Source organism: Thiohalorhabdus sp., assembly GCF_046545655.1.
Lineage (GTDB): Bacteria > Pseudomonadota > Gammaproteobacteria > Thiohalorhabdales > Thiohalorhabdaceae > Thiohalorhabdus.
Window position 1 is genome coordinate 1 of sequence record NZ_JBKGZG010000020.1, and the last position, 25,719, is coordinate 25,719.

General features: G+C 70.8%; 18 protein-coding genes. 8 read left to right on the top strand and 10 right to left on the bottom strand.

The window, feature by feature from the left end; genetic code table 11:
- Positions 1-427: 427 nt before the first annotated feature.
- The 3 genes from ACLFRB_RS06130 to ACLFRB_RS06140 all read left to right on the top strand — a co-directional run bounded on the left by ACLFRB_RS06130 (position 428) and on the right by ACLFRB_RS06140 (position 4,737).
- Positions 428-1,903 (top strand): Do family serine endopeptidase, encoded by a 1,476-nt coding sequence (locus ACLFRB_RS06130; RefSeq protein WP_411068124.1) that lies wholly within the window; start codon positions 428-430, stop codon positions 1,901-1,903.
- A gap of 264 nt (positions 1,904-2,167) precedes the next feature.
- A complete protein-coding gene (locus ACLFRB_RS06135) occupies positions 2,168-3,742 on the top strand; it encodes an ADP-ribosylglycohydrolase family protein (RefSeq protein WP_411068125.1) in 1,575 nt (524 codons plus the stop codon).
- A complete protein-coding gene (locus tag ACLFRB_RS06140; protein ID WP_411068126.1) occupies positions 3,739-4,737 on the top strand; it encodes a helix-turn-helix transcriptional regulator in 999 nt (332 codons plus the stop codon). The genes ACLFRB_RS06135 and ACLFRB_RS06140 overlap by 4 nt, the downstream gene beginning before the upstream one ends.
- Positions 4,738-4,766: 29 nt before the next feature.
- Here the strand turns inward: ACLFRB_RS06140 and ACLFRB_RS06145 are convergent, their stop codons facing one another.
- Positions 4,767-6,380 carry a bifunctional metallophosphatase/5'-nucleotidase gene (locus tag ACLFRB_RS06145; protein ID WP_411068127.1) on the bottom strand — a complete coding sequence of 538 codons (1,614 nt, stop codon included), beginning with the start codon at positions 6,378-6,380 and terminating at the stop codon, positions 4,767-4,769.
- Positions 6,381-6,603: 223 nt separating this feature from the next.
- On the opposite strand from ACLFRB_RS06145, the gene ACLFRB_RS06150 reads away from it, so the two are divergent.
- Together ACLFRB_RS06150 and ACLFRB_RS06155 are read left to right on the top strand one after the other, a co-directional pair.
- Positions 6,604-6,750, top strand: coding sequence for a hypothetical protein (locus tag ACLFRB_RS06150; protein WP_411068128.1), 147 nt, complete (start codon positions 6,604-6,606; stop codon positions 6,748-6,750).
- 260 nt (positions 6,751-7,010) lie between these two features.
- Positions 7,011-9,419, top strand: coding sequence for a DNA/RNA helicase domain-containing protein (locus ACLFRB_RS06155; protein WP_411068129.1), 2,409 nt, complete (start codon positions 7,011-7,013; stop codon positions 9,417-9,419).
- Between the two features lie 428 nt (positions 9,420-9,847).
- Here ACLFRB_RS06155 and ACLFRB_RS06160 read toward each other — a convergent pair whose 3' ends face one another.
- The 8 genes from ACLFRB_RS06160 to ACLFRB_RS06195 form a co-directional block, all read right to left on the bottom strand.
- Entirely contained in the window at positions 9,848-10,618 is a 771-nt protein-coding gene (locus ACLFRB_RS06160) for an RES family NAD+ phosphorylase (RefSeq protein ID WP_411068130.1), read from the bottom strand.
- Positions 10,618-10,995: an antitoxin Xre-like helix-turn-helix domain-containing protein gene (locus ACLFRB_RS06165; protein ID WP_411068131.1), complete on the bottom strand. Its 378-nt coding sequence runs from the start codon at positions 10,993-10,995 to the stop codon at positions 10,618-10,620. The genes ACLFRB_RS06160 and ACLFRB_RS06165 overlap by 1 nt, the downstream gene beginning before the upstream one ends.
- Before the next feature lie 88 nt (positions 10,996-11,083).
- Positions 11,084-11,851: a SprT-like domain-containing protein gene (locus tag ACLFRB_RS06170; RefSeq protein ID WP_411068132.1), complete on the bottom strand. Its 768-nt coding sequence runs from the start codon at positions 11,849-11,851 to the stop codon at positions 11,084-11,086.
- A gap of 45 nt (positions 11,852-11,896) precedes the next feature.
- Positions 11,897-12,535, bottom strand: coding sequence for a class I SAM-dependent methyltransferase (locus tag ACLFRB_RS06175; RefSeq protein WP_411068133.1), 639 nt, complete (start codon positions 12,533-12,535; stop codon positions 11,897-11,899).
- An 80-nt stretch (positions 12,536-12,615) separates the two neighbouring features.
- Positions 12,616-14,463: an exodeoxyribonuclease V subunit alpha gene (recD, locus tag ACLFRB_RS06180; RefSeq protein WP_411068134.1), complete on the bottom strand. Its 1,848-nt coding sequence runs from the start codon at positions 14,461-14,463 to the stop codon at positions 12,616-12,618.
- Between the two features lie 2 nt (positions 14,464-14,465).
- Entirely contained in the window at positions 14,466-18,128 is a 3,663-nt protein-coding gene (gene recB / locus ACLFRB_RS06185; protein WP_411068135.1) for an exodeoxyribonuclease V subunit beta, read from the bottom strand.
- The gene (gene recC / locus ACLFRB_RS06190; RefSeq protein WP_411068136.1) at positions 18,125-21,406 is read right to left on the bottom strand and encodes an exodeoxyribonuclease V subunit gamma; all 3,282 of its coding nucleotides are present in this window, start codon (positions 21,404-21,406) and stop codon (positions 18,125-18,127) included. The genes recB and recC overlap by 4 nt, the downstream gene beginning before the upstream one ends.
- Positions 21,407-21,470: 64 nt before the next feature.
- On the bottom strand, positions 21,471-21,860 hold the full coding sequence (locus ACLFRB_RS06195) for a hypothetical protein (RefSeq protein WP_411068137.1): 390 nt from the start codon (positions 21,858-21,860) through the stop codon (positions 21,471-21,473).
- Between the two features lie 472 nt (positions 21,861-22,332).
- On the opposite strand from ACLFRB_RS06195, the gene ACLFRB_RS06200 reads away from it, so the two are divergent.
- Together ACLFRB_RS06200 and ACLFRB_RS06205 are read left to right on the top strand one after the other, a co-directional pair.
- On the top strand, positions 22,333-24,420 hold the full coding sequence (locus ACLFRB_RS06200; protein WP_411068138.1) for an ATP-binding protein: 2,088 nt from the start codon (positions 22,333-22,335) through the stop codon (positions 24,418-24,420).
- Between the two features lie 84 nt (positions 24,421-24,504).
- Positions 24,505-24,831, top strand: coding sequence for a hypothetical protein (locus ACLFRB_RS06205; RefSeq protein ID WP_411068139.1), 327 nt, complete (start codon positions 24,505-24,507; stop codon positions 24,829-24,831).
- A gap of 27 nt (positions 24,832-24,858) precedes the next feature.
- On the opposite strand, the gene ACLFRB_RS06210 is transcribed toward ACLFRB_RS06205, so the two are convergent.
- Positions 24,859-25,098 (bottom strand): hypothetical protein, encoded by a 240-nt coding sequence (locus ACLFRB_RS06210; RefSeq protein ID WP_411068140.1) that lies wholly within the window; start codon positions 25,096-25,098, stop codon positions 24,859-24,861.
- A gap of 268 nt (positions 25,099-25,366) precedes the next feature.
- Here ACLFRB_RS06210 and ACLFRB_RS06215 point away from each other — a divergent pair, with 268 nt between their 5' ends.
- Complete coding sequence (locus tag ACLFRB_RS06215; RefSeq protein ID WP_411068141.1) at positions 25,367-25,594, top strand: hypothetical protein; 228 nt, start codon at positions 25,367-25,369, stop codon at positions 25,592-25,594.
- Positions 25,595-25,719 lie beyond the last annotated feature (125 nt).

Sequence of the window (25,719 nt, forward strand, 5' to 3'; positions counted from 1 at the left end):
GGGGCCATCCGGGCGGCGGACGAAGGGGCCCGGGTGACCCTGATCGAACGCGGGACCTGCGTCAACGTGGGCTGCGTACCCTCCAAGACCCGGCTCAAGGCCGCCAATGCCCCATCATTCGAGCCGTGGCCGGGGAGAGCGAGGAGCAAAAGGACGACCATTGATCCTCCTGGATTAGCGCGACTTCATTTCCTCGGTGGGCCCCCTCGATAGCGGGTTTTTCGGTTCCTTACCCGAAAGCCCCGGGGCCAGGCAATGGTTGCCCCGGTGACTGACGGACAGATTCCCTTCGTGAACTTGCCCCGATTGCCGCTGACAAAGGGGGGGACAGGATTTTGAAACGGGGGGAACGGTTTTCCCCGGGAGATCGGTGCGGGGCCCCCGCCGTTCCGCCCGCGGATTCCCACCGAATCATCGAAAGGAACCTATGTACTCGCAACGTCCCATCGCAGGACTCTGGAAAGTCGCTATTCTGGGGCTCGGGGTGGTGACCACCGCCTGCGCGGGCTCCGACGACGAGCGCAAGGAGCAGTCCGGAACCACCGCCGTGGAGGAGGCGTCGGGCTCCTCCGCAGCGGCCCTGCCGGCCTTCAGCGACATCGTCCAGGACAACCGGGAGGCCGTGGTCAACATCAGTACCACCCGCAAGATGGACGGTCCCGGCCAGGAGATCCCCGAGCGCTTCCGCGGCACCCCCTTCGAGGACTTTTTCCAACGCTTCTTCGAGGGGCCCGGCGGCGGACGGGAGCGGGAGGTCCAGTCCCTGGGCTCCGGCTTCGTGGTATCCAGCGATGGCCACATCGTCACCAACGCCCACGTGGTGCAGGAAGCCAGCGAAATCGTGGTCCAGTTCGCCGACCGGCGGCAGCGCAAGGCCGAGGTCCTGGGCAAGGACATGGCCACCGACCTGGCCGTGCTCAAGGTGGACGCCGACGACCTGCCGACGGTCCGCTGGAGCGACAGTGAGGCCCCGCAGGTGGGGGAATGGGTCCTGGCCATGGGCTCACCCTTCGGCTTCGAGCACAGCGTCACCTCCGGGATCATCAGCGCCAAGGGCCGCAGCATCCCCGGCCAGGCCGGCAGCTACGTGCCCTTCCTGCAGACGGACGTGGCCATCAACCCGGGAAGCTCCGGAGGTCCGCTGTTCAATCTCGACGGCGAGGTGGTGGGCGTAAACGCCCAGATCTTCTCCAAGTCCGGTGGGTATATGGGACTTTCCTTCGCCATCCCCAGCGACATGGCCCAGGACGTGGTGGCCGAGATCAAGGAGGACGGGGAAGTCTCCCACGGCTACCTGGGCGTGGGCATCCAGGAACTGGACCGCGACTTGGCCCGGTCCATGGGCCTGGAAAAGCCGCGCGGCGGCCTGGTGGCCGACGTCAAGCCGGACTCCCCGGCGGACGAGGCCGGCCTCCAATCCGGGGACATCATTCTCGAAGTGGACGGCGAATCCATCGACCGGTCCGGGGACATCCCGCCTCTGATCGGCCGTCTGGATCCGGGCACCGAGGTGACCCTGACCCTACTGCGGGAAGAGGAGCGCATCGAGAAAACGGCGACTCTGGGCTCCCTCCAAGAGGCGCGCAGCGAAGCCCAAGGCGGGGAGTCCGCCACTGAGCCCACCAGCGTCGTCGGCATGCGCCTTGTTCCGGTTCCCGACCGCCTTCGCGAGCAGCAGTCGCTGCCGGAATCCGGCGGCGCCCTCATCGAGGCCATGGAGGAGGGCCCCGCGCAGGAGGCCGGCTTCCGGACCGGTGACGTGATCCTGAAGATCGGCGACGCTAGCATCGCCGGCCCGGGGGAGGTGGAGGAGATCCTCGACCGGGTGGAGTCGGGGGCCCGGGTCCCCGTCCTCGTCCAGCGCGGCGAGGGCATGCAATACCTTCCCCTCCGGGTGCCCTAGCGGTTCCCTGTCCCGCGCACTCCCCGCGCGACCGGCCCTCCGGGGCCGGTTTTTTGTGTCCGGTGCTCCGTGGGCTTGTGGCCTCGCGGCCCGAGGGGCCTTGTGGCCCCCGGGAAGGCATGGTTTCCTTGTTGATCCGGTGAATGCGCGCCGGGAGCCCCGGGACCGTGTCCGTGGGCGGCGTGGGAGGGGGGACGCGCATTGCGACGCGGACGGTCGCGGGCAGCGGATACCGTTCCGGCCAGGTCGCGAAAGGAGCCCTGCATGTCCCCCGACCCCATCCGCATCGATGCCGTCCACCCCCCGGAAGGGGGGCGCCTCGGCCTGACCTTCTGCCCGGGCAAGACCGACCCGCACGGCCTGTCCGGCCCCCATGCCCGGGAGCTCGGCCAGGACCTCCGGGCCATCGCCCAGTGGGGCGCCGATTACCTCGTTACGCTGCTCGAGCCCCACGAATTCGATTGGCTGGGGGTCGCCGGGCTCGGAGAGGCCGCCGAGATGGCCGGCCTCGACTGGAGCTGGCTGCCCATCCCCGACGGCGGCGTGCCCGGCACCGCCTTCGAGCGCTACTGGGGCTTTGCGGGCCTCCGCCTCCGTGCGGCCTTGCGCGCGGGGCAGGGGGTTGTGGTCCACTGCCGCGGCGGACTGGGCCGGGCGGGACTGGTGGCGACCCGGCTGCTGGTGGAGCTGGGGCGGGAGCCGGAGGCGGCCCTGGCAGAGGTCCGCCGGGCCCGGCGGGGGGCGGTGGAAACAACGACCCAGGAGGCCTACGTGCGCACCTTGCGGCCCGGTTCCGTCGCGGACGTTTCCCGGGACCGCCTGTACGGCACCCTCCTCGGCGGCGCCCTGGGCGACGCCTTCGGCTACCCGGTGGAGTTCTGGGTGGAGGAGCAGGTCAGGGAGGAGCTCGGCCCCGAGGGCCTCACCCGGCCCCTGTTCTCCGCGGAAGGCCGGCTGGAGGTCAGCGACGACACCCAGATGACCCTGTTCACCCTGGCCGGCCTGCTGGAGGCCGGCCCTCCCACCGATCCGGAGGCGGCCCTGGACGCCATCCGGGACGCCTACCGGGCGTGGCTGGATACCCAGGAAGGGGTGCCCGCGGCCCTCGCCGACGGCCCCGTGGAGCGGCTGGCCGCAGACCCCCGCCTGCAGAAGCGCCAGGCCCCGGGCCTCACCTGCCTGCGGGCCCTGCGGGAGGGAGGCGACGGGACGCCGGAGGCCCCGGTCAACGACAGCAAGGGCTGCGGGGGCGTCATGCGGGTCGCACCGGTGGGCCTGGTGGCGGCCTGGAGCCCCGAGGAGTCCTACGAGGTGGGCGCGCGCAGCGCCGCGCTCACCCACGGCCACCCGGCCGGATACGCCGCCGCCGGGACCATGGCGGCCACCGTCCGGCTCCTGCGGGACGGGCGGGGCCTGGCCCAGGCGGCGGAGGCCACCCTGCCCATGCTCGCGGGAACCCTGGGCAGCGCCGAGGCCCGCGAGGCCCTGCGCGACGCCCTGGCGCGCGGCGCCGCCCCCGACCCCGATCCCTTCGCCGACGTGCGGGCGCTGGGGGAGGGGTGGGTGGCCGAGGAGGCCCTGGCCATTGGCCTGTACGCCGCCCTGCGCGGGAGGGATTTCCCGGACGTGGTGCGCATCGCCGCCAGCCACGGCGGCGACAGCGACTCCACCGCCGCCATCGCCGGGCAGCTGTACGGGGCCTGGCGGGGGACGGACGGCCTTCCCCATCCCTGGGTGCGGCGCCTCGATGTCCTGGAGCCCTTGCTGGACCTTGCGGGCCGTTTCCCCGAAGAAGCCCTCGAACCCCACACCCCCTCCACGGCCAGGGAGGCCCCATGAGCCGGAGCCACGACACCATCTACCGGCAATGGCTGATCCTCCGGCAGATCCCGCGGCAGCCCCAGTCCAAGCCCACCGCCGAGCTCCACGCGACCCTGCGGGAGGAGGGCCTGGAGGTGGAACGGCGCACCGTGCAGCGGGACCTGGAGCGCCTGTCCACGCTGTTTCCCCTCTGCGCCGAGCCCGACGGCCCCGGCTACCGCTGGTCTTGGCTCCAGGACGGGGCCATGGTGGAGCTTCCCTCCATGACCCCCTCCACGGCCCTGACCTTCCTCCTGGCCCGCGACCACCTCGCCGGGCTCCTTCCGCCGTCGCTGATGGAGATCCTCGCCCCCTACTTCGAGCGGGCCGAGGGGGTCCTCGCCGAATCCCACCTGGCGCACTGGCGGGACAAGGTCCGGCTGGTGCACAGCGGCCCGGACCTGGACGTGCCTGAGGTGGCCGAGGAGGTGCGGGACGCGGTTTACACGGCATTGCTGGAGGAACGGCAGCTGGAGGCGGGCTACTTCAGCCGCAGCCGGGACAGCTACGGCCGCCGCCGCATCCATCCCCTGGGCCTGGTGGGGCGGGGCGGGGTCTACTACCTCGTGGCCCGCGTGGACGACAAGCCCGGGGCCCGGCAGCTGGCCCTGCACCGCATGGACGGCCCCGCGCTCCTGGGCGCCCCCGTGGCCGCTCCGGAGGACTTCGACCTGGACCACTACCTGCAGGGGCAGTCCGCCTTCTCCTATCCCCGGAACCCGGAAGGCCTCGTCCTCCGTCTGCGGGTCGCCGAGGAGGTGGCCTTCCACCTGGCGGAGCGCCCCCTGGCCGCGGACCAGGAGATCGAGCCGGAGGACGGGGACACCTACGTGGTGCGCGCCACCGTGCCGGACACCGAGGCCCTGCGCTGGTGGCTGCTGGGCTTCGGCCCCAGCGTGCGGGTGGAGGGCCCGCAGGGCCTGCGCGGCGAGATGGCGCGCCTGACCCGGGAGGCGGCGGCGCAGTACGGCTGAGGGCGACCGGCCCGGCCCCTCGCCACCCCTCAGCCGTTCTCCTCGGCCTCCGCCTCCCGCTCCCTTTTCAGCGTGATGGCCCCGCCCTCGGGGGCCTCGATCTCCTCCTCGTCGCGGAGGTATTCCTCCACGATCTCCACCACCGGGCGGTCCGTCTCCTCGAAATCGCTGACTTGCCCGAAGGCATCGTAGCCGTGGAGGCCGCCGAGCATGCCGGAATGGGTCGCGACGGTGTAGCGCTCGTCCTTGGCGAGGGGCTCGCCGGCCACCTCGACCCCGCTAACCCGGCCGCCCGCGGGCCGCGAAAGGTCCACGGTCCAGCGCATCCCCGCGGTCTGGACGAGCCCGCCCACCGCGTCGAGGGGGTCCGGGGGATCCAGGTTTGTGGCGCTGCGCTCCAGGACCGACAGGATCTGCTCCCCGGTGAGCTCCAGGGTGACCAGCGTGAACGGGTGGGGCAGCAGGGCGTGGAGGGCCTCCCGGGTGATGGGCCCCTTCCGGAGCGTCACCCCGAAGCCCAGCCCCGGCAGGAAGGCGGCGTCCGCGCCCGTCTCGTCGATCAGGATGTCCCCCACCAGCCGGTCGAAGGGGCTCTCCGAGCGGTAGTTCCGACCGATGGGCTCCAGGGCCTTCGCCAGGACGGCTTCAAGGTCCTCCTTGTGCGGATCGCGCAGGTCCCCCACCCGTTCGGCCAGGTTGGCGTTGGGGTGGTAGTCCGCCGTCCACAGGACGTGGTTGGTGGCCTCCATCTTCGTGATCCGGCCCTTCTCCACCTCCACGGTCACCTCCCCGAGCATGGCCCCGTCGGCCAGGGCCTGGACCCACAAGGTGCCGTTGTCCCGGACATAGGCATCGTGGGAATGCCCGCCCACGATGAGATCGATGCCCGGTACCTCCCGGGCGAGCAGCTCGTCCACCTCCGCCCCCTGGTGCGAGACCACGACCACCACGTCGGCGCGCTCGCGCAGCTCCGGGACGTATTCCCGGGCCGTGGCGATGCCGCTTGCGAGCTCCAGGCCCTGCACGTTCCCCGGGCTCGTGGTCAGGGGAGTGTTTTGATAGCCGAGCGCCAGCAGGCCGACGCGAATGCCGCCGGCCTCCAGCACCTTGGTGGGGTCCCCCAGGAACGGCTTGCCCGTCTCCCCCTCGGTCACGTTGGCGGCCCGCATGGGGAAGGCGGCGGCCGCGTCCAGCTCCCGCGTCCGCTCCCGGCCGTAATCCAAGTCGTGGTCGCCGAGGGCGGCGAAATCGTATTCCAGGGCGTTCATCAGCTCGATCATCGCCGCGCCCCGGGTACGATTGCCCAGCAGGTCGTCGCCAAAGCTGTCGCCGGCGTCCACCAGTAGGACGCTGTCCCGGCCCCGCGACTCCCGGATGCTCCGTACCGCCGTGGCCAGCGGGGCGAGCCCGCCCACCATGCCGGGACGCCCGAACTCGAAGGGGTCCTCCTTGCCCGGATCCCCCGTCTGGGCCGTAGCGTTGCCTGGGCCCACCTCGAAGGGCTTGTGGTGGCCGTGGAGATCGTTGGTGTGCAGGATGGTGACGCGGCCCGACGAGCCCTCGGAGTCCTGCGCCGCCGCCGGCGTTGCCTGTCCCCCGGACAGGGCCAGCCCGGACAAAAGGGCCATCGCAAGGCGTATCATGGGATGCCTCCCTCGGGATCCCGGCGCAGCATCAGGGACATAGGCCTCCTTTCCACCATTGCCGCCGCCGGGGATCGGGGAAATACGGGATTACCCGGAGGCCAGCGCGATACACGCGATGCGACAGGGCCCTGGAACTCCCGCGACATCTGGTGACGCAAGGCCCGGGACCATGGGGAGACGTCCGCGTACCGGCCAACATCGGGAAAAGGAGGAGCCAGCCATGAACGGATTCCGCAGCTTTCTCTACGCCCTCGCCAAGCTCCTGGGCGACATCAACGCCATCGCCAAGGGCCGGGTAGGGCGCCGCATCGGACGACGGATCGCCGGGAAGGGGACGGGGCGGTTGCTGGGGAAGATCTTTCGGTAGGGGGATGCGCAATTTTTGCCAAGGTAGGGGGGCACCGTGATTTCAGGAAATCTTCAGGCGGCTATGAGGCTTGACGTGGTAGGTTCCATTTACGTGGAGCCCTGATGAAGACCGGCGCCCGGCCGGTACGGATTTCGCCTCTGCGTGGGGCTTAACCGGTTTGGTGTTGGCCGTTCAGCAGTACAGGCCCGAAAACAGAATTTTCACGCCGGATACTTGGGCAGCACTAGGTATTTGCAGGAAAGGAACCATCTCTACTTATGCTTATCTACGCCGCCGATAAAAAGCAGTTCCTCCGGGATGTGCGCGGCAATCAGATCGATGAACGCATTCTGGATAACATGGAGATGAAGGGCTTTAGTAGCGTTTCCCCCAGCGAAATCGCCTCCTGGCGGCATTCCATGCAGCACATGGCGAATGTTCTCGAGGAAGGCGGCATTTCTGATGACGCTGGTGTCGCCATCGAGTACCTCATCCCCCAGACCGCCAAGCGGGTGGATTTCATCTTGACGGGACAGGATTCTGATTCCCAGGAGACCGCCGTAATTGTGGAGCTGAAGCAGTGGGAATCGGTGGAGGCGACCGCCAAGGACGCCATCGTCGAAACCTTCGTAGGTGGGGCGGTTAGGGAGGTGCCCCATCCTTCCTATCAAGCCTGGACCTATAAAGCCCTGCTTGAGGATTTCAACGAAACGGTCCAGGAAGAAGCCATCCGGCTTTGGCCGTGCGCCTACCTACATAACTGCAAATCCCCGGACGTGGTCTCGCCATTCTACGGGGAGCACTTGGAGCAAGCTCCAGCCTTTCTGAAAGAGGATGCCGATAAGCTGGCCCGGTTCCTTCGCCAGTACGTGCGCAAGGGGGATAGTACTGAGATCCTCTATCGCATCGAGCATGGGGTTATCCGGCCTTCCAAATCGCTGGCGAACCATCTGGCATCCCTGCTGGAAGGCAACCAAGACTTCCTCATGATCGACGACCAAAAGTTGGTTTTCGAGACTGCCCTGAACCTTGTCGAGCAGGCGAAGGAGGGCGAAAAGCAGGTTTTGATCGTGGAGGGTGGTCCGGGGACCGGAAAATCCGTGGTAGCGGTCAATCTTCTGGTGGAGCTTCTACAGAGGGAATACTTGGCCCACTATGTCACCAGCAACGCGGCCCCTCGCCAGGTCTATAAAGCCAAGCTGACCGGTTCTCTCACAAAGACCCGTATCGATAACCTATTCAAAGGGTCCGGTTCTTTTATCGGAACCGACGTGGATACCTTCGACGCGCTGATCGTCGACGAAGCGCACAGACTCAAGGAGCGGGGCACATTCCAGGCCCAAGGTGAGAATCAGGTAAAGGAGATCATCAACGCAGCCCAAACCACCGTCTTCTTCCTCGATGAGGACCAGAAGGTTCACTGGAAGGATATAGGATCCCGGGAAGAGATCGAGCATTGGGCGGAAGAGGCGGGGGCTTTTGTTCAGTATGCAGACTTGCAATCCCAGTTCCGATGCGGCGGGTCGGATGGCTATCTGGCTTGGCTGGACAATGCCCTGCAAATCAGGGAGACCGCCAACCAGGACTTGGGTGACCTGGACTACGCCGTGGAGGTGGTGGATTCACCCGCCGAACTGCGGGACCGGATATTCGAGCTGAATGTTGAAGTGAACCGAGCTAGGCTCCTGGCCGGGTATTGTTGGGATTGGGTCAGCAAGAAGGAACCCAGCGAGCAGGACATCCAGTTCCCCGAGTATGACTTCGCCATGCAGTGGAACCTGGAGCACCACGAGCAAGCATGGATGATCCAGCCGGATTCCGTGCACCAGGTGGGCTGCATCCATACCTGTCAGGGGTTGGAGCTGGATTACGCCGGGGTAATCATCGGGCCGGACCTGATAGTCCGGGACGGGAAGATCCTCACCCGGCCCACGGAACGCTCCAAGAATGATGCCTCCATCAAGGGCTACAAGACCGCCCGCAAGCATGACCGGGAGGCCGCCGACGCCAAGGCGGAGGCGATCATCAAGAATACCTACCGGACCCTGCTCAGCCGGGGACTTAAGGGTTGCCTAATCTGGTGCACCGATCCGGAGACCAATGAGTATTTCAAGGCGCTTGCCCGGAATGCCCAGAAGATCCTGCATCACCAGCCTGCAGAAGAAGCCGACCCGGCTTTGCCATTCCAGGTTGTGGCCGATGAGGATCTGGAGCCCTGGGCAAACGCCATCCCTGTTGTGCCCCTGCAGGCGGCGGCCGGGGAGTTTAGCGATCTGCAGGAAGTACAGCAGCGCCCCGAGGAGTTCGACTGGGTCGAACCGCCGAGCTTCCTTTCCCCCAGCCCTGGGATGTTCATTGCCCAGGTTGTGGGCGAGTCCATGAACCGGCGGATCCCCAACCGTGCCTGGTGCCTGTTTCAGCCACCAACCGGGGGAACCCGGGAGGGTAAGACCGTTCTGGTGCAGCATCGGGACATCAGCGACCCAGATACCGGCGCCAACTTTACCCTCAAGCGGTACCGCAGCGAGAAGAGCGCCGACCCTGACACGGGATGGCGTCATTTGCGGATCATTCTGGAACCGGATTCCTACGATCCGTCCTATGAGCCGATCGTGCTGGAAGAGGATGCCGTTGCCGATCTAGCGGTGATCGGCGAGCTGAAGGCGGTTCTGGAGGGGGACGACTGAATATTGACGGATGGAACCGAACCCTATTTATCAACAGGACGGTCGCAATGTGGAGGCAACTACCAAGGAATCCTTAGTAGTTGCCAGTGAGGAACCTCTGCAGGCTCGATGGCTGATAAACGGAAGGGACCATGACCTCCTTCGCTCAGCCCGAAATCGTCCGCTGTCCTTCCTGTGGGCGCCCGGTTCGGCGGCTCCGCTTTGCCAGCATTAATCTGTCGGGGGGCATGTTCCCGCCGACTTTCCGGAAGCTAGCTCGGGGCGAGGTCTCCTGTCCCCGGTGCGGCGCAGCGGTCGAGGCCCACACCCTAACGCCCATTGCTCTCCTGGATGCGCCCTGGCAGGAGGGGATATGGGCGGGGATTCCGGCGCTTTGGCCCGAGGGTTTTGGAGGGGATGCCTGAGCGGCCGTACCTGTGGCGCGCTTCTCACTCCGCCGGCGCCGGCATCTCGAACATCTCCCGCGGGAACACGAACCGCTCGTCGGGGTCGGCCAGGGCCCGGCGGGCGCTGGCCTCCACCTCGCCCAGGTACAGGTACCAGGTCTGCGGGCCGACGTGGTGCGGGGGCTGGAAGGCCGCCGGGGCCAGGATCGCCACGTTGCGGCCGGCGCCGTTGCCCTGGCCGTCCGTTTCCGGATCGCGGGCCGATTCGTAGCGGATGGCCTGGATGCCCGCCTTTGCGGCGTTGTCGCCCAGGGCCTGGGTGGTGGTGTAGTCGGCGGGGTGGCTCCACCGGTCGCGGTGCCGGGCCAGCTCGCCGGCGGTGAGATCCAGGGCCCGTCCGGTGCGGTAGCCGGCGGCGAAGGCCGTGAGCTGGGCCTCCTGGTGGGGGAGGTCGGTGCCCTCGGAGACGTAGAAGAAGCGGTAGCGGTGGAAGGCGAGCTCGGCGAGGGCGGTGCGGCGGTGCTCGGCGGCGTAGAAGGCCCCGTAGGGGGCGTGGGGCCGACGGAAGCGGCTGCCGCCGCGCTTGGGCGGCTGGTAGCGGAAGGGGGTCTTGAGCAGGTAGTCGAGGTGCTCCGTGCCCGCGGGGTAGGCGGGCTTGCTGCCCTCCAGGAGCTCCTCCAGGCGCGCCTGATTGGCCTGCGTCTCCACAAGCTGGCGGGTGAGGGCGTAGTGCTGGCCCTCCACCACCCGCCACACCCAGCCGCCCAGGAAACGGGCGTGGCCGGCCAGCTCGTCCGGCTCCGGCACGGGCATCAGGCCACGGCGCGGTGGGCGTCGAGGTAGTCCACCACCTCCACCAGGCCGTCCACGCGGCGGATCGCCTCCGCGGGGACGCCGCGGAGGTCCCGGTTGGGGTTGGTCATCCACTGGCGCATGACCGCCCCGTCCCCGGCGCAGATGGCGCCGAGGGAGCGGAACAGGCGCACCAGCAGCAGGCTCAGCTCCCATTCCTTGGCCCCGGGGTCCAGGTGGTACCGCCCCCGTTTCATGCGCGAGACGGTGGAATCGCTCACCCCGATCACCTCGGCGAGCCGGCTGTTGGTGAGGCCGAGCTGGGCGGCGGCGTTCACGGTGGCCTCGGTGAGGATGCGGCGGTCCTGCTCGGTTTGGTCCGGCGCCGGTATGGCCATGGCCCTGCCCCCTGGTTGGGTTCTTCAGAAAAGAATAGGCTTTCTCTTTTCTGTGGACAAGGGCCGGTGCGTCCGGTTCCGGGGGCCGCTAGGCCTGGCGGCCGGTGAAGGCCTCGGTGCCGAAGGGGGCGCGGCAGCAGCCGCTCTGGTAGCGGGTGCCGTCGCGCTGGATGCGGTTGTGGCGGGTGGTGGAGAGCCAGAGGTCCTGGCCGCAGCCCGGGCAGGCGTAGGCGAAGCGCCGCTGGCGCCCGGAGGCGGCCTTCTTGCGGGCGGGACGGCCCTTGCCGTATTCCTTGCCCACTTGCCGGGTGGCGGCGTCCGCCGGGGCCAGAGGCTCGCGGCACTTGCGGCAGATGCGGGAGCCCGGATTCCGCACCACCTGGGCCACCAGCCGGGCGGTGACGTGGTGGGTCATGCAGCCGCAGGCGAGGGGATAGCGGGCCTGGGTGCGGCGGGCGGCGTTGGTGACGTCGTACTGGTGGCAGCGGGTGGGGTCGGCGCCGAACAGGTCCCGCATGACGGCCTTCCATTCCCGGCCGTGGGGCCGGGTGGCCGGGCCGTACACCCGCGCCACCACCACATGGGCCACCTCGTGGGGAACGGTCCGCGCCAGAAAGTCCTCGGGGTTCTCGCGCAGGAGCACGGTGTTGAAGCGGACGAAGGCGCCCCCGCGCTCCGCCTGCCCGGCGGTCTTGCCGGTGAGGTCGAAGCGGATCTCCGGGCGGGGGATCTTTCGGGCGAAGTGGCGCTCAGCCTGGGTCAGGCGCTCCTCCACCAGCGTGCGCACGCGCTGCTGGAGGGCGTCTACCGAAAGGCTGTCGGTGGTGGTGCCGGAGGCCCGGGCTCCCTGGGCCATGAGCGACATTCCTCGCGGTTCGGCGGGTCCGCTTGCCCGTTCCCGCTAGTGGAACGTGTCGGCCCGCTCTAGGAGCATGACGTACTGGGCGTGGAGGCCGGGGAGGCTGCGACGGCCCTCCACCAGGCGCAGGCCCGCGTGCGCAAGCTGTTCCTCCAGGCCCCGGAGGCTGTGGCGGCTCAGGCGCTTGTGGCCGCGGCTGCGGTGGAAGGCAGCGTGGAGGGGGGATTCCAGGTAGGTGGTGACGACGGCGTGGCGCCGGGTCACCCGGCCAATCTCGTCCATGACCCCCTGGCGCAGCTCCGGGCCGTGCAGGTGCTGGAACAGGCGGATGCAGGTGACCACGTCGAAGCTGTCGTCGGCGAAGGGCAGGGCGTCGGCGGAGAGGCGCGCCAGGGGCAGGTCCGCGCCCCAGGTCTCCCGGCAGAGCTCCAGCATGGCCGCCTTGCGGTCGCCGCCCACCACCATGTCCCCGCGCTGGCGTAGGTCGTCCACGAAGCGCCCGTAGCCCACCGGCATGTCCAGGATGGCCTCGTCCCCGTCGCAGACCCGGTCGAGGTAACCGCTGATGATCCGCGCCTCGATGCCGTGGATGATGCGCTGGTCCAGGCCCTTGTAGCGGCGCTCGCGGTAGGTGCGGACGTGGTCGGACGCGCCCTGCGTCCCGTTCGGTTCGGTGCCCATGGGGTCCCCCTTGTTTTGGGGCCGAAGTGTAGCACGGGAAACCGTTTTTACAGCAGGGTCTTCCGTGCGGGGGCGTGGCCTCAGGCCGGATCCGGGGCGGGCTTCCCGGCGTCGGCCGCCATCTTCGGCCCCAGCCCGGAGGCCCGCTCCAGGGGCTGGGTCACGGCCCGGCGCAGGGTGGCCTCGTCGGCCCGCAGGGTGAGGCCCCGCTTGGCCCGGGAGATGCCCGTATAGAGCAGCTCCCGGCTGTTGAGGGCGGAGGCGGATTCTGGGAGCAGCAGCTCCGCGCGCTCCAGCTCGGAGCCCTGGCTCTTGTGGACGGTGAGGGCGAAGGCCGGCTCGAAGTTGGGCAGGCGGCCGGGTGCGAGGGCGCGGTGGCCGCCGTCCGGGGTCTCGAAGACCACCCGCAGCCCGCCCTCCCGGCGGATCGCGATGCCCACGTCGCCGTTGAACAGCCCCAGCCGGTAGTCGTTGTGGGTGACGAGAACGGGGCGCCCCGGGTACCAATCGCCGTGGGCGGGGATGCGGCCCTGCCGCCGCAGGGCCGTCTCCAAGCGCCGGTTGAGGGCCTCGGTGCCCCAGGGGCCGTGGCGCATGGCGTCGAGTACCCCGAAGGCCCGGTAGGCGCGGAAGGCCGCCTCGGAATCGCCAGCGGCGGCCGCCTCGATCAAGCCGGCGAAGCCCGCCGCCAGCTCGCGGATCAGGGCCTCCCCCTCCGCGGCCTCCTGGGGCAGGGGCCGCCGCTCCACCCCCGCCTGGGCGGGATCGTCGAGGACGGCCAGGACGCGGTCCGCGTCCCCCGCCTTCACCGCCCGCACCAGGGGCCCCAAGCCGCCGTCGTCGCCGAAGCGGTGGGGGCGGCGCAGGGCCACCACGGTGTCGGCCAGGGGGCCGGGGCGCTCGGCGGCGGGCGGCTCGGCCCCGGTCAGGGACGCCAGCGCCCGGGCGAATTCCGGGGTGAAGGCGGGCTCGGCGGCGGCCACCTCGCCGAGCACCGCGCCCGCCTCCACCGGGGCCAGCTGGTCCCGGTCGCCGAGGATGACGAGCCGGGCGCCGTGGGGGACGGCGTCCAGCAGCTTGGCGAACAGGGCAACGTCCACCATGGAGGCCTCGTCCACCACCACCACGTCGAAGGGCAGAGGGTTGTCGCGGTGGTGGCGGAACTGGGTGGAGCCCATGCGCGAGCCCAGCAGCCGGTGCAGGGTGCGGGCCTCCTCCGGGATGCACGCCTTGAGGTCGTCGCCCAGGGCCAGCTCGGCCTTGGCGTGGCGGATGGCCTCTTGCATGCGGGCGGCGGCCTTGCCGGTGGGGGCGGCCAGGGCGATGCGCAGGCTTTCAGCCTCCGGCTGCTCCAGCAGGGCGGCCAGCAGGCGGGCGACGGTGGTGGTCTTGCCGGTGCCGGGGCCGCCGGTGATCAGGGTCAGCGGGCGCAGCGCCGCCACCGCCGCGGCCACCCGCTGCCAGTCCGGCCCCTCCGCCGGCGGATCCGGGAACAGCCGCTCCAGGGCGGCGCGCAGGGCGTCGGCGTCCACCGGTCGGGCGGGGGCGGCCGCCCGGCCGCGCAGGTCGGCGGCGATGCGGGCCTCGTAGTCCCAGTAGCGCTGCAGGTAGAGGCGGTCGCCCTCCAGGATCAGGGGCCGGAAGTCCCCGGGGCCGCCCACCAGCGCCGAGGCGGCCAGGGCCGCCCGCCAGTGGTCCCGGTCCGGTGCCGTCGCCAGGGGCTCCTCCCCCTCGGGCAGGGGACGGCCGGCGCGGGCGGCCAGGTCCAGGCAGGTGTCGCCCTGCTGCGGGGCGTGGCTGGCCAGGCAGGTACCCAGCAGCACGGGCCAGTCCGCCGCGGGATCGTGCTCGGCCAGCAGGCGGGCCAGCTCCACGTCCACGGCGTCCAGGGCGCCCCGGCCGCGCAGCGCCTCCAGCGTCTCCCACATGCTCACGTCTCCCCCCGGAACAGGGCGTCCAGCGCCTCGATGAGCCCGCGCTCGGGTCGGTCGAAGTACACCCCGGCGCCCGGGCCGCGCCGCGAGTCCATGCCGCGCAGGAACAGGTAGTAGGCGCCGCCGAGGTGGCGGTCGTAGTCGTAGCCGGGCAGGTGGCGGCCCAGGAAGCGGTGCAGGGCCACCGTGTAGAGCAGGTACTGCAGGGCGTAGCCGTGCTGGTGCACCGCCTCCGCCAGGGCCTCCGGGGTGTAGGCCGCCGGGGTGGGGCCCAGGCGGTTGGACTTGTAGTCGGCCAGGTAGTAGCGGCCGTCCACCTCGAAGGTGAGGTCGATGAAGCCGCGCAGGTAGCCCTCCAGGGGGCGGAAGGCCAGGGCGGCGCCCTGTTCGGGCCCGGCGGCGCCGGGGCGGTAGCCGTGGTCGCTCAGCACCCGGTTGAGGCCCTCCGGCTCCAGCCGGGCCAGGGGGTAGTAGAACTCCAGCTCGTCCCGGCGCTTCTCCGGGGCCACGTCGGCCAGGCTGATCTCGCCCAGGGGCCCGCCCAGGGGCGTGGCGGTGGCCGCCTCCGCCATGGCCGTTACCGTCCCCGTCCACCGCTGCGCATCAAAGCCGAAGCCGCGCAGGGCCCCCTCCACCTCCGGTGCCCAGTCCTCCGGGCCGGCGGTGAAGTCCACCGCCTCCATCACGGCGTGCAGGCAGCTGCCGGCGCGGGGGCCGCGCGGGAAGGCGGCGATTCCCTCCTCCGCCGCCCCGGGCGCCTCCGGCGCGGCGGGGGCCGCCTCGCCCAGGTCGAAGGCCGGGCGCTCCTCCTCCGTGCCGCGGATCAGGCCGCTGAAGCTGGTGACGAAGCGGTCCGGGGGCAGGACCCGGTTGAAGGGTCGGTGGGCCAGGCTCGCGACGGCCGCCGCCGCTTCGGCGGCGTCGGGCTCCGGCGGCTCGGGGTCGGGGTCCTCCACGTCGAAAGCCCGCGGGGCGGCGCCGGTGAGGGCGCGCAGGTCGTTGCGCAGGTCCTCCTCGCCACGGGCCTTGAGGGCCTCCTTGAAGGCTTCGGGGTCGTGGACACCCCGGACCCGGTCGGCGGAGAGGTGGAGCAGGTAGCCCAGGGCGGAGCGCTCCAGCTGGTTGATGCGGCCGGTGACGGCGTAGAGCCGGTGGGCGGCGCGGGTGACGGCCACATAGAGCAGGCGCAGGCTCTCCGCCAGGCTCTCCTCGCGGAAGCGGGCCTCCGCCTCCTCCCGGTCCGCCGAGCCCAGGTCCAGGGTCAGGCGGTTGCCGTCGCCGGGGTCGTGGAATTCCAGGAGGTCGCCGTCGGCCTTCCGGATGGGCAGGTCCCACAGGAAGGGGCAGAAGACCACCGGGTATTCCAGGCCCTTGCTCTTGTGGATGGTGACCAGCTGCACCAGGTTCTCGTCGCTTTCCAGGCGGAGCTGCTCCTCGCCGCCCGCCTGGCCCTCGGCCTGGCGGCGGCCGGCCAGCCACGACAGCAGCCCCTCGGGGCCGAGGCGGGCCTCCACGCTCTGGCGCTGCAGGAGCTCGCCGAGGTGGAGGAGGTTGGTAAGGCGGCGCTCGCCCTGCGGCAGCTCCAGCATCCGGGCGCGGATCCCGTAGTGCGCCAGCCACTGGCGGAACATGGGGATAAAGCCCTCGCGGCGCCACCGGTCGTGGAGGCCCTGGAAGCCGTCCAGGACCCGGTCCCAGGCCGCCTCGTCGCCGGCCAGGGCATGCAGCGCCTCGCCGGTGTAGCCGTGGAAGGGCGAGGCCAGGGCGCCGCGGGCCAGGGGCTCGTTCTGCGGGTCGGCCACGGCCAGCAGCACCCGCTCCAGGGCCTCCGCCTCCGCGGTGTGGAAGACGCTGGTCTGGGAGTGCTCCACGCTGGCGATGCCGAGGGCCCCCAGGGCCGCGCGCACCTGCTGGGCGTGGCGGTGGGTGCGCACCAGGACGGCGATGTCGCCCCCGCCGAGGGGGCGCCAGCCGCCGTCGGGGGTGCGCAGGCCCGCCTCGTTCCGCCGGCCGGCGGCCAGCAGGCGGGCGATCTCGGCGGCGGTGGCCGCCACCGCTTCCTCGGCGGCCGCCCCCTTGCTTTTGGGCTTCTCTTTCACCTCCCCCTTGCGGTTGGTTTCCGTGGCGCCCTCCAGAAACCACCAGCGGAAGGGCTCGGCGCCGAAGCTTTCTGGCAGCACCAGCGCGTCGTGGGCCTTGGGGGCGGCCTCCACCGGCTGGTAGGGGATGGCCTCGAACCAGAAGGGCGGGTGCGCGGGGCGGAACAGGGCGTTGAAGGCGTCCACCAGTGCCGGGGTGGAGCGCCAGTTGCGCGGCAGGCTGTAGGCGCCGCCGCGGGGATCGGCCTCCACGTCGGTCTTGGCCTCCAGGTAGGCGAAGACGTCGGCGCCGCGGAAGGCGTAGATGGCCTGCTTGGGGTCGCCCACCAGGAACAGGGGGCCTCCGGTCCCCGCGTAGACGCGGCGGAGGATGCGGTACTGGGTGGGGTCGGTGTCCTGGAACTCGTCGATGAGGGCCACCGGATGGCGCCGGCGCAAAGCCTCCGCCAGCCCGTCGCCGCCGGGGCCGGCCAGGGCGCGGTCCAGGTTGAGCAGCAGGTCGTCGAAGGACTGGACCCGGCGGTCGGCCTTGCGGCGGGGCAGCTCCTCCCAGGCGTACTCCAGGGCGCGCCGGAGGAATTCCCGACGCCGGAAGTCCAGGCATCCGGCTAGCGCCTCGCTGGCCTCCAGGAGCTCGTCGAAGGCGCCGAAGAAGGGGTGCGCCGGGGTCTCGTGGCCCTTCTTGGTCCCCTTCTCCAGGGCGGTCGCGCCGAGCTTTTGCGGCTCCTTGACCCCGCCGGGCGGCGGGTCCTCGGTGGCCAGGACCTCCTGCAGGCCGTCCAGCCAGCCTTCCACCTTGTCCCGGGAGTACTGGTTGGCGTTCAGGCCCGGCAGGGCCTCCAGGAGGCGGTCGCGGATGGATTCCGCCCCCTCGTTCCAGAGCCGCCGGGCCTCGGCGTAGGCCCTGCGGTAGCGGTCCGGGGCGGCGTCGCAGCCCTCCACCGTGTCCGGGGGCCGCACCGCGAGGTCGGGCTTGCCCAGGTAGGGCCGGAGCCGGGAGGCCAGGTCCTCGGGGGACAGGCCGTTGTCCCGGAGGTGGGCCACGAAGTCGGCGTCGGCGCCGTGGGTCTCGCGACGCCAGAAGTCGCTGCAGACCTCCTGGAGGAGGGGCTCCTGGTCGGGGAGCAGCTGCACGTCGAAGGGCCGGCCGCTCTCGAAGGCGTGGTCCGCCAGGGCGCGCTGGCAGAAGCCGTGGATGGTGTGGATGGCGGCCTGGTCGAAGGACTGCACCGCCCGCTGCAGGAGCAGGTCCGCGCGGCGGAGGTCGCCCAGGCGCTCCAGCAGCGCGCCCAGGAAGTGGTCGTCGCTGGACCCCGCCGCCACCGCGGCCCGGGCGCTCTCCAGGCGGTCCCGGATGCGCTCCCGCAGCTCCTCGGTGGCCGCCTCGGTGAAGGTTACCACCAGGATCTCGCTCACCCGGCGCTCCGCCTCCACCACAAGCCGCAGGTAGAGCCCGGCGATGGTGAAGGTCTTGCCCGTGCCGGCGCTTGCCTCGATGAGGTTGTGGCCTTGGAGGTCGGCCCACAGGGGGTCCGGGGTGCGGGTGTCCGCGGCGCTCATTGGGCCAGCCCCTCCGCGATGGGGCCGAAGAGGGCCTCCGCCAGCTCCTCGAAGGCCTCGGCGTGGTCGGTGAGGGGGCTTTCGCGCTGGAAGGCCAGCGCGAAGTAGGGGTCGTCCCGCTCGCCGGCGGCGCCGTTGTAGTCATTGGGGGTCCAGCGGTCCCGCGCGGCGCGGAAGGCCCGGTCCGCGTCGCCGGTGCGGGCCAGGGCGCGGGCGTGGGCGAAGGCGGCGCGGGGCGGGAAAGGCAGGGGGGACCGCAGCCCCTCCCAGTAGCGCGCCCCCAGCCAGGTCAGGGTCTCCCGGGCGGCCTCCGGCTCCGGGGCCTCCAGGTGCAGGCGCGCCTCCAGGGTCACCACCCGGGTGACGCCCTGGACCCCCTCGGGGGCGAGGGCGCCGAGCAGGAGGCGGCGGATGGCGGTGTCGAGGGCGAAGCCCTCGTTCAGCCGCCCGCAGCGCTCGGCCAGCAGGCCCTCGGCGCGGAGGCCGGGCAGCCAGCCCACGAGCCGCACCGGGCCGGCCGGGAGGTCCACCGGCACGGGGTCGAGGACCGGGGAGTCCGGCTCCTCCGCCAGCCGGTGGAGGAAGCCCTCCACCCGCTTGCGCTCCGCCGCGAAGGCGATCTCCCCGGCGGTGCCGTGGGGCAGCAGGCCCTCCGCCTGGAGGAGGGGGTAGGCCTGTTCCGCGTCTCCCTCCCCGCGCTGGACTTCCAGGATGCGCTGGCGCACCTGGTGGGCCTCCAGGCCGGACAGGGCGAAGGGCTCCTGCTCCTCCAGCTCCTCCTCGCCCGCCTCCAGCTGCACGCCCAGGCGCTGGCGCAGCAGGTAGCGGGCCGGATGGCGGAAGAAGCGGACGAGGTCGCCCACCTCCACGGTGCGCCAGTCCTCGTCGGGCTCCGGCAGGGGGCCGCCCAGGAAGGACGGCGGCTCCGCCGGGGGCCGTCCCCGCTGGGCCAGGACCCCCTCGGCGGCCCGGCGCAGGCCGGGGGAGTAGCTGAACAGCCCGGAGGCCTCGCCTTCCCGGAAGTAGCGGGGGCTGAAGGCCTGGAGGGGATGGCGGGTGACCAGGGCTTCGGAGGCGCGCCCGCCGCCGTCGGGGGGCGCGAAGGTGGCGTCCACCGTGTCCAGCAGCTCGCTCACCAGCACCGAGGGCGGGCGCGGCGAGTCCTCGCGGATGTCGCTGCCCACGTAGCTGATGTGGAGGTGGCGGCGGGCGGCGAGCAGGGCCTCCAGAAAGAGGTAGCGGTCGTCCTCGCGCCGGGAGCGGTCGCCGGGGCGGTAATCCTCGCCCATCAGATCGAAGGAGGCGGGCCGCTGGATCCGGGGGAAGGCGCCGTCGTTCATGCCGATCATGGCCACCACCTTGAAGGGGATGGCGCGCATGGGAACCATGGCGCAGAAGGTGACCCCGTGGCCGAGGAAGCCGGCCCCTTCCACGTTCATCTGCAGGTGGGCCTCCAGCTCCTCCAGTACGATCTCGCGGGGCACGGGGGCGTCGGCCGCCGCCTCCACGGCGCAGGTCTCCATGCGGGCGAGGGCGCGGTGGAGGGCTTCCATGTCCTCCTCCTGCTCCGGCTCCGGAGTGGCCAGGAAGCGGGCCAGGAAGTCCCGCAGCAGGGCGGCCCACTCGGCGGGAGCGTGGGAGCGGGTGAGGGGCTCGCGCCAGCGGAACAGGTCGCGGACGAAGCCCTGGAAGCGGCCCAGGGTGCGCGCCCAGGCGCCCTCCGCCTCGGGATAGGGCAGCACGCCCTCGTAGAGGGTGTGGCCGTCCCCGGGCAGGGCGTAGCCGAGGAGCTGGCGGTCGAGGCCCGCCTTCCAGGTGTGGGCGGCGGTGGCGGGCAGGTCCTGGGCGGCGCGGAACTCGGCGTCGATGCCCCAGCGGATGCCCGTCTCGCGCACCCAGGTGCGGATGCGGTCGCGCTCCCCCTCGGAGAGCTCCAGAGCGGCCCGGACGGGGCCCAGCTCCAGCAGGTCGAGGACCTCATTGACGCCGAAGCGGCCGTCGGGCAGCTCCAGGAGGCGGAAGGCGGCCTCCACCATCGGCGAGCGGGCGCGCAGGCCCCGGTCGGCGATGCGGTAGGGGATGCGCGGGCCGTCCTCGGCGTGGCCGAGAACGGCCTCGATGAAGGGGGTGTAGGCGTCGATGTCCGGGGTCATCACCACCACGTCGCCGGGCCGCAAGTCCGGGTGGGCCTCGAACAGGGCCAGGAGCTGGTCGTGGAGGACCTCCACCTCGCGCAGGGGGCTGTGGCAGGCGTGGACGGCAAGATCGGCGGCCGGCGAGTCCGGGGCCGGGGCGGGCAGGGGCGGGTGCTCCGCGCCCGGGCCCCGCTCGCGCAGGTTGAGGACGTCGGACTGCAGGGCGCCGAGCACCGTGTCGGTGCCGGGGTCGGCGAAGGCCTCGGCGCCCGGAGCCGCGCCGTGCTCTTGCACCAGGCCCTGGAACTCCGCCCACTGCCGCCCCAGGGAGGCCACCAGCCGGTTGCCGGTGTCCAGGTAGGGGGCATCGGCGGCGCCGGCGAGGGTCCGGCTGGCGATGGCCGCGGGGCTCAGGAGGTCGGCGGCGTACTCCCGGCTCGGCGCCAGCTGGTAGAGGTCCACGGCCACGTGTTGGGCGAGGCGGCCCAGGATGTCGAGGAGAGCCGGCGGCAGCCCCGGGATGCCGAACAGGGCCACGCGCTCGGGGAGGGCGGCGCGGGTCTCCGGGGGCAGCTCCGTGCCCTCCCGGGGCAGGCCCTCCTGCACCGCCGCCAGCAGGCGGGCGCGGTGCCGGGCCCCGGAGGCGTCCTCCGCCACCAGGGTCCGCCAGAGCCGCGCCTGCCAGTGGTCCTCTTCCCCCGCCTCCCAGGCCAGGATCCAGTCGGGGCGGTAGACCAGGTACTGGTCGAAGACGTCGGCGATCCGTCCGGCCAGCTGGTAGCGGGGCAGGGCCCCCTCCTGGCGGAGGTAGCCCTCCAGCTCGGGGGCGGCGGGTGCCTCGCCCAGGAGGCGGAACAGGCGCCAGGTGAGGACCTCGGTCTGGAAGGCCTCCCCCGGCCGGGTGCGCTCGTCGGGCAGGACCGCGCGCACCAGCTCCCAGACCAGGCTGGCGGGGAAGGGAAAGCGGAGGTTGGCCGCCACGCCGTTGCGGTCCGCCAGCCGCATGGACAGCCAGCGCGCCATGCCGTTGCTGTGCACAGCGACCACGGCGGGGCGCAGCAGGTCGGCCCGGTCCGCGCGGAGGTGGTCGGCGAGCAGGTCGGCGAGGTGCTCGAGGCGGTTGCCGGTGTGCAGGGTCAGCAAGGGGGCGGGGCTCTCCCGAGAGGAGGTGGGGGCGAGGCGCGGAGGTGCGGCCGCCGGTCCCGGGCTATGGCTCCCCGGCGGTGGAGGCGCCGTCCCGCGCCGCCTGCACCGCGGCGTCCAGGAGCCACTGCGGCGGCCAGTCCATGAACTCCACGCCCACCTTGGGGGTGTCGTCAGGGGACTCCGAGAGATGGGCGCCCTTGGCGAGGACCTCCATTTGCGGCTCACTGGCCTCGATGAACACCACCGTGGCAATCGCCTCCACCAGACCGGGGTCGGCCCCCTCCGGCGGCCGGGGGGGCTCCAGCCGCAGGCCCATGCCCTCCCCGGAGATGTCCACGGGGCGGCCCCGGGCCAGCACCCCACCGTCGTGATCCTTCAGGAGCACCTCCACGTCCAGGTGCTCGGGCACGGGGAACCGGTCTTCCTTGCGGTGGGGCTGGGGCAGGGGCATGGGGTTCTACCTAACAGTATCAGGGAACATGCTTATAAGGTGGCGCAAGAGGGGGCCTTGTTGCAAGCGTGGACGGTGGGCGGGGAACGGGCGGCCAATTCTTGGGGAAATTCCCTCGAAAAATAGGTGTTTTCCCCATTTGTCCGGATTTCCATGGGCCCTATGCTGGGTAGAAGAGCCCGCATGCTCTTCTCTCCCTTCGGGCAATGGGCTTGCCGGGTGCTTCTGGTGCTTGCTCCGGCATGGGTGCGCCGGCCGGCCTTCGGGTCGGCCGGCGTTTTTTTTGGCCGTGAAGCCCGGGAGGCGGGCCCGAGCGGGCCGGGGTTCCGGGCTTTGTTTAGGGAAAACCCTTATTCCCCTTATAGGTACTGGGGGGTACGGTTAGGCGCTATCGGGTCCGGCTTCCCGGCATTCCGTTTTACCGGAAGCCGGTTCCCCATTTTTTCATTTTTTTATCGGAGCAGCACCGGCTATGGGCGAAAACCGTTCCTCCCTCTCCTCCCGTCTCCTGTCCCGCTATTCCTTCGATCCGGGCGAGAACCCGTCGCCGGCGGAGGTGGAGTCCCGCCTCAAGCAACAGGCGGTAGTGGCGGAGCTGGGGGAGATGGGCCTGCGGGGGGCCTCCCTGGAGATCCTGTTCGACGAGGCGGTGGCGGTGCTCGCCGAGGTCCTGGATGTGGAGCTCACCAAGGTGCTGAAGCTCCTGCCGGGGGAGGGGGCGCTCCTGGTCTCCGGGGTCGGTTGGCGGGAGGGCCTGGTGGGCGAGGCCGTCGTCCCCACCGGGCGGGGCTCCCAGGCCGGCTATACCCTGCTCTACGAAGAGCCGGTGATCGCGGCGGACCTACGCACCGAGGAGCGCTTCACCGGGCCGGATCTGCTCCACGAGCATGGCGTGATCAGCGGCATGAGCGTGGTCATCCAGGGGCACGACGGCCCCTACGGCGTGCTCGGCGTCCACAGCCGCCGGGAGCGGCAATTCACCCAGTACGACGTAAACTTCGTGAAGGGGGTGGCCAACGTGCTTGGCGCCACCATTCAGCGCGCGGCCACGGAGGCCGCCCTGCGCCGCAGCGAGGCCACCTTCCGCGAGATCTTCTACCACGCGGGGGTGGGTATCGCCGTCCTGGATCTGCAGGGAAACATCCTGGAGGCCAACCCGGCGTATGCGGAGATCACGGGCTACTCCCAGGAGGAGCTCAACGGCGGCGCACTTTCCGTCCGGGAGCTGATCCATCCGGAGGACTGGCCGAGCGCGGAGGTTGCCATGGCCCGTCTCCGGGACGGGGAGGTCCATGATTGCTCCGTGGAGAAGCGCCTGCGCCGCAAGGACGGCGGCAACGCCTGGATCCAGGCCACGGTCACCCTGCGGCCGGGGGATACGGGACACCCCCGCCAGTTCATCGCCCTGTTGGAGGACATCACCAAGCGCCGGCAGGCGGAGGAGACCCTCGCGGAGGCCAGCCGGCGCAAGGACGAGTTCCTGTCCATGCTGGCGCACGAGCTGCGCAACCCCCTCACACCCATCGCCACCATGGGCGAGGTCCTGGCCTCCCAGCGGGAGCCCCTGGACCCCGAGCGGCTGCGCCGGATGGCCGCCACCATCCAGCGCCAGAGCGCCCATCTGACCCGGATCGTGGACGACCTGCTGGACCTCAACCGCATCAAAACCGGGCGCATCGACCTGCGGAAGGAGATCGTCGACCTCCGGGTCGTCGCGGATCAGGCGGCCGAATCGGTGGCCGAGGCGGCCCGGGAGAACGGGCAGTCCCTGGAACTGGACCTGCCCGAAGGGCCCCTCGCCACCGAGGGGGACCCCGTCCGTCTCGCCCAGATTCTCACCAATCTCCTGGACAATGCCGTGAAGTACTCCGACCCCGGCGGAGCGGTGCGCCTGACGGGCTTCCGGGACAACGGGCAGGTGGTGATCCGGGTGCGGGATACCGGGCAGGGCATCCCTCCAGAGCGGCTGCCGCGCCTGTTCGACGACTTCGATCGGGGCGGGCTGCGGAGCTCGGGTCCCAAGGGGCTGGGCCTCGGCCTGGCCGTGGTCCGCCGGCTGGTGGAGCTGCACGGCGGGCGCGTGGAGGCCTGGAGTCCGGGGCCGGGGCAGGGCAGCGAGTTCACGGTGCACCTCCCCGTCGCGGAGCTGGAAACGACCGAACAGCCCGGCGAGGCCGAGCCCGTTTCCCGGGAGGGGGTCCATGAGGTGCTGATGGTGGAGGACGATCCCGACGTGGCCCAGTCCCTCTCCTTCCTCCTGGAGGACCTGGGCTACCACGCCCGGCATGCCGGAACGGGCGAGCAGGCCGTCGAGCTGGTGCGCGGCACCGCCCCGGAGCTGGTTCTCATCGACATCGGCCTTCCCGACCAGTCGGGGTTCGAGGTGGCCCGCAAGCTGCGGGGGCGGCTGCGGGACACCCCCCTGGTGGCGCTCTCGGGCCACGCCCCAAACGAGTTCTCGGAGGAATCCACGGACCTCTTCGACGAGTACCTCCTCAAGCCCCCCACGGTGGGGGTGCTGCGCAAGGCCCTGGAGCAGGCCGACCATGCCGGGGCCTGACCATGGGGGACCGCCCCATTCCGGGAAGCGGGGAGCCTGCGCTAGGTTGAACGGTACGTACGCTTCTCAAGGCAGGGGGGCAGGATGAGCCAGCGGGACCTCGCCCGGATCCCGGAATGCATCATGCGGCATATCGAGCAGCTTGGTGAGGGCCGGCACGGCGTGGGCCAGAACTGCGGCAATACCACGGACGAGGCCGCGCAGAGCACGAGCCCGCCTCTCATATGCGGCGAGATCCGCCTTACCGAGGAGGAGGCGGGGGAGATCCGGCGCTTTTTCGAAAAATATCGCGATGCCGCCGTGGAGAAGCCCCGGGATGGGGTTCGGGGGCGCATGATCGTGGCGCCCCGGCGGTACGAGCGGCTGGGAGAGAGCTTCTACCTGGAGTTCGAAGCCTTGGCCTTCCTATAGGTCCCGTCCCGGTTCCGGGAAGGGACATTACCCCAGGGTGTGTCCAGCGGTGGGGCCGCTGTGGGCGCGCAGGGCGTCCTCGCCCGGGGGGCTGAGCCGGATGCCGTTGCCGCTCGGCTCCACCAGTTTGCCCTCCAGGAGGAAGCCCAGCGCGTCGGCAACCTCCTGCTTTGTCCAGGATCCGCCCAGGGATTCCTGGATATCGGCGACGGACCAACCGTCCGCCAGCTTCTGCAGAATCCGGGTCTGCAAGGTGGTTAAACCCACTTTCGCCCCCCCCTTGAAGGCCTGCCAGATTCCAGCATCCCCACCCCTTTCCTTGTCTACGGGAATAGTTTGTACAGGCATGTCCCGATGGAAGTGAGGGCTTACCCTAAGGGTTTTTGGCGAGGTTGGGAAGGGGGGAGCCCAAATTTTGGGGGGTCCGGAATCGATCCCCGCGCCGACGGTCTCACGGGGAAGGACTCGGGCCCTTCGTGCCGGGCATCCGGGCTCGGCGGGTTCCGGTCACCGCTGCGGATCGTGGGGGGCAGACATGCCGGATCGCAAGGGGAAGGAGGTCCATGTCTTTCTGGACCAGACCCTGCCCGAGCCGGGCTGGGTGGGAAAGGCCTACCACCGGAAGGCGGACGGGGGGCTGGATCCCTTGCCGCCTCTGGAAGGGGTCCTGCTCTCTTCGGGGGATTCCGAGGAGGCCCGGGAACGGGCGACGGAGCGATTCGGGGTGGCGCCGGAGCGGGTGGAGGTCATTCAGCCTTGTTAGCGCACGGCCGTTGCGACCGGAGTCGTTGCAAATCCCGCCCGTCTTGCTCACCCTCTACCCATCCCCCAATCGGGGTCCGGTTGAGGGAGGGGCATGGTGCCCCAGACCAACCGTTTGGTGCGATA